A 3709-nucleotide genomic window follows, 5' to 3' on the forward strand; every position below is an offset into this window, starting at 1 on the left:
TAACAATTTATATATTAAAGATGAAGACTCTCCAGCTGTGAGAGTCTTGAATTTAATACTCAATACTTCAATAGAAAAAGGCGCAAGTGATATACACTTTGAGCCTTTATTTGAAGATGTGTTAATTCGCATAAGAGTTGACGGCTCTTTAATTGAGCTTAAAAGAATAACAAAGTCACTATATGCTCAGGTGATTTCTAGAATTAAAATTCTTTCATCCCTTGATATTTCTGAAAAGAGACTTCCACAAGATGGACGATTTACTTATGCTTTTGAAAATGATGATATCGACATAAGAGTTGCGACAACTCCAACGGGAAACGGAGAAAAAGTTGTGCTTAGGATTTTAGATATTCAAAGAATTTCTTACACGCCTGAGGGAATTGGACTAAATGGAGATAATTTAGAAAAAGTCTTAAGGCTTATAAGTCAACCGTCTGGTTTAATACTTTGTTGTGGACCAACTTCTTCAGGAAAAACTTCTACGCTTTATACAGTTCTTAGAAAGTTAAAAAATTCTGATATAAATATCATGACTATTGAAGATCCAATTGAATATAAAATTGAAGGAATAAATCAAATCGAAGTAAATCCAAACACTGGTCTTGATTTTGAAAAGGGACTTATGGCAATTTTAAGGATGGATCCTGACAAAATTATGATTGGTGAGATTAGAAACACAAATACAGCAAATATTGCAATTTCATCTTCAATCACTGGACATTTAGTTCTTTCGACACTACATACAGAGAGCTCACCTTCTTCAATAAGTAGACTTATTAATATGGGAGTGGAACCTTATCTTGTATCAGCTGGACTTATCGGTGTTATTTCACAAAGACTTATTAAAAAATTATGTCCTGAGTGCAAGAGAAAAGTAAGGAACAATTTAAAAATAATAGATACCGAATATATTTATGAACCTGTTGGATGTCCAAAGTGTCACAACGGATACTTGGGTAGGACGGCAGTCTATGAAATAATGATTGTAGATAACGAGATAAGAGAATTAATTATTAACAAATCTTCAACATCTGAAATCAAAAGAGTTGCCATAGAAAAGGGAATGAACACTTTATCTAATGAAATAATAAAAATGATTGAGAATGGCGAGACTTCTATTGACGAATATTTTAGAAATATAAATACTCTTGGTGAATTTTAATTTATCATAATTTTACTTAAGTTTGGATTTCTTATTGAGTGATAATAAAGTATAATTAATATAGATGTAATCGTTTTTATAGAAGTTGGTGGTTTATGTTATTTGAGTATAGAGCCATAAGTGGCGACGAAATCTTAAATGGAAATATTGAGTCAGAAAGCTTAGACGATGCAATAAAAGCTTTAAAGTCAAAAGGTTTAAAACCTATTAAAGTAAGTGAAAATATTTCTATTAATAACAAAATAAAAGTAAATAAAGTTTTTAAAGATCATGAACTTCAAATACTCTTTAATGAGCTCTATATTTTGTTAAGCTCTGGAATAAGTATAGAGAAATCTTTTGATATTCTTGCAGAGCAGTTTTCAAAGAAAAAGCATAGCTCGTTAAATGAAATTAGTGACAATCTAAAGAATGGGAAGAGTCTTTATCAAGCAATGGATGCGACAAAGAACTTTCCAAAGTTTGTAATTAGTTTAATTTATGTTGGTGAAAGTACATCGAATCTTTTAATAGTCTTTAAAAATTTATCAAAATATTATAAGAAAAATAGCGACATTAAATCAAAAATTTTAAACGCTCTGGCCTATCCAATAATTTTACTTATTACGACTTTTGTTGTTGTAAACTTTTTAATTTCAAATGTAATTCCAGGGTTTAATGATATTTTTGAAAGTGCAGGCTCAAGCTTACCTTTAATCACAAGGATAATCATGAATGTCTCAGAGTTTATGCAAAGATATAATCTTTTAATTCTTGTTGCAATACTACTTGTTCTGTTGTACATAATATATCTAAAGAATAGTAGACCAAAAAAGCTACACGCATTTTATCTTAAAAGTAAATTTTATAGAAGTGTAAAGACTTTAAATTTTTCATTTAAGATGGAAGTCTGTTTAACTTCAGGCATGACTCTTGATAGAAGTTTAAATATCATAAGTGACATGGAAGAAAATGTGGCATTAAAAGAAAAATACGCATCTATTATAACTAGCATAAAATCGGGCAACTCTCTGTGGGAGAGTTTAGAGTGTATTGGAATATTTCCAGAAATTTTTATTTCACTTGTTAGAGTTGGTGAAGAGTCATCAAGTTTAAGGGAATCTTTTAAGACTTGTACTGAGTTTTATGAAGATGATTTGGACAGTGATTCCAAAAAATTCTTAAATGTTTTGGGACCAGTTTTAATAATTATCTTATCTTTTATTGTTGGTTTTATTGTTTTAGGAATTGCACTTCCAATTTTCGACATGGTAAATCAATTCTAGAAAATAAATCAAAAATTACTTAAGCGCGCAAATATTTTGGGAGGAGTATATGAAAAAATTTTCAAAGAAAAATAAGGGATTTACATTACTTGAGCTTGTAATAGTAATAGCGATTATTGCGATTTTAATTTCTGTTGCGACGATGAAATATTCAAATGCGAACCTTTCTGCACAGGCAGTGGCACACAATTCAAATGTAAAAGTTTTGAAAAATGCTGGTATCTTATTTTTAGTCGATAATCCAGAACATACTGGACCAATTACAGAAGAAAATTTAAAACCATATCTTGACGGAGGTAAAATGCCAAAGCCAGCAAAAGCGTTAAAAGTTAAAAGTGACTCTTTTAGTGTTAAAGCTGAAAATGGCGACATAGTAGTAACACCAGGCACTGTCAAAGTCGCAGGCAACGAATTAGTAAAAGATGAATAATATTATTTTACTATTTATCTATTTTTTAATATTTATTTTTGGTGCGTCAATTTCTTCCTTCTATCAGCTCTTCTACTACAGAAGAGAGAAGGGTGAAGATTTTATATTTAAAAGATCTTATTGTGAAAATTGCAATGAGACTCTCAAAACAATTGACCTCATTCCAGTTTTTTCTTATTTAATTAACAGAGGAAGATGTAGATACTGTGGCGGGAAGATAGGAAGAGAAAAATTTATTCTTGAACTTGTCACAGGACTACTTTCTCTTCTTGCAGTTTTAAAATATGGTCTAAGTATTCGTTTAATTTTTATAATTTTAGAAGTTGCAACTATAATATCCATTGGCTACATTGATCTTAGTAGTGGATATATTTATAATCTCGATGTTTTTATTTTATTTATAACTGAATTTATATCAAAGATATATTTTGGTGAAGATTTTTTTGTGACATTTAAATTAGCACTTGTTCTTGGTGTGATATTTTTCTTAATTTATTTTTTTACTGGCATGATGGGACTTGGCGATGTCATATATTCTGCTGCCATTGGTTTTATTTGTAAGAGTTCCTATGAAGTTTTATTATTTTTTAATATTTCCTTTATCTCTGCTGCCATAGCTTCTGTCGTACTTATTATTCTAAAGAAAAAGAAGATGAAGGACTCAATATCTTTTGGGCCCTATATGAGTCTTGCAACTGTTGCAATATTGTTTTTAAGGTGAATTATGTTTGAAGAAAATTGTATTATAAAAATAAAAGATGGTTTTTTCCACTACATAAATTTAAAATCAAATGATAAATCAAAGAAATTTTATATACCTTATTCCATTTATAGAGATGGGGTTATCTT

Annotated in this window: 4 protein-coding genes; all 4 read left to right on the forward strand. The window is 29.5% G+C overall.

Going from position 1 to position 3709, the window contains the following annotated elements; all coding sequences use genetic code 11:
* Positions 1-1165, forward strand: a 1165-nt coding sequence (locus ACOX6R_RS07535; protein ID WP_433448859.1) for a GspE/PulE family protein, incomplete at its 5' end; no start/stop codon positions are given.
* Positions 1166-1260: 95 nt separating this feature from the next.
* Positions 1261-2430 (forward strand): type II secretion system F family protein, encoded by a 1170-nt coding sequence (locus ACOX6R_RS07540; protein ID WP_433448861.1) that lies wholly within the window; start codon positions 1261-1263, stop codon positions 2428-2430.
* A gap of 49 nt (positions 2431-2479) precedes the next feature.
* Positions 2480-2860: a prepilin-type N-terminal cleavage/methylation domain-containing protein gene (locus tag ACOX6R_RS07545; protein ID WP_433448863.1), complete on the forward strand. Its 381-nt coding sequence runs from the start codon at positions 2480-2482 to the stop codon at positions 2858-2860.
* Entirely contained in the window at positions 2853-3581 is a 729-nt protein-coding gene (locus ACOX6R_RS07550; RefSeq protein WP_433448864.1) for a prepilin peptidase, read from the forward strand. Before ACOX6R_RS07545 ends, ACOX6R_RS07550 begins: the two co-directional genes overlap by 8 nt.
* The last annotated feature ends 128 nt before the right edge of the window (positions 3582-3709 follow it).

The organism is Peptoniphilus sp. (genome assembly GCF_050943655.1).
Taxonomy (GTDB): Bacteria; Bacillota; Clostridia; order Tissierellales; family Peptoniphilaceae; genus Peptoniphilus_A.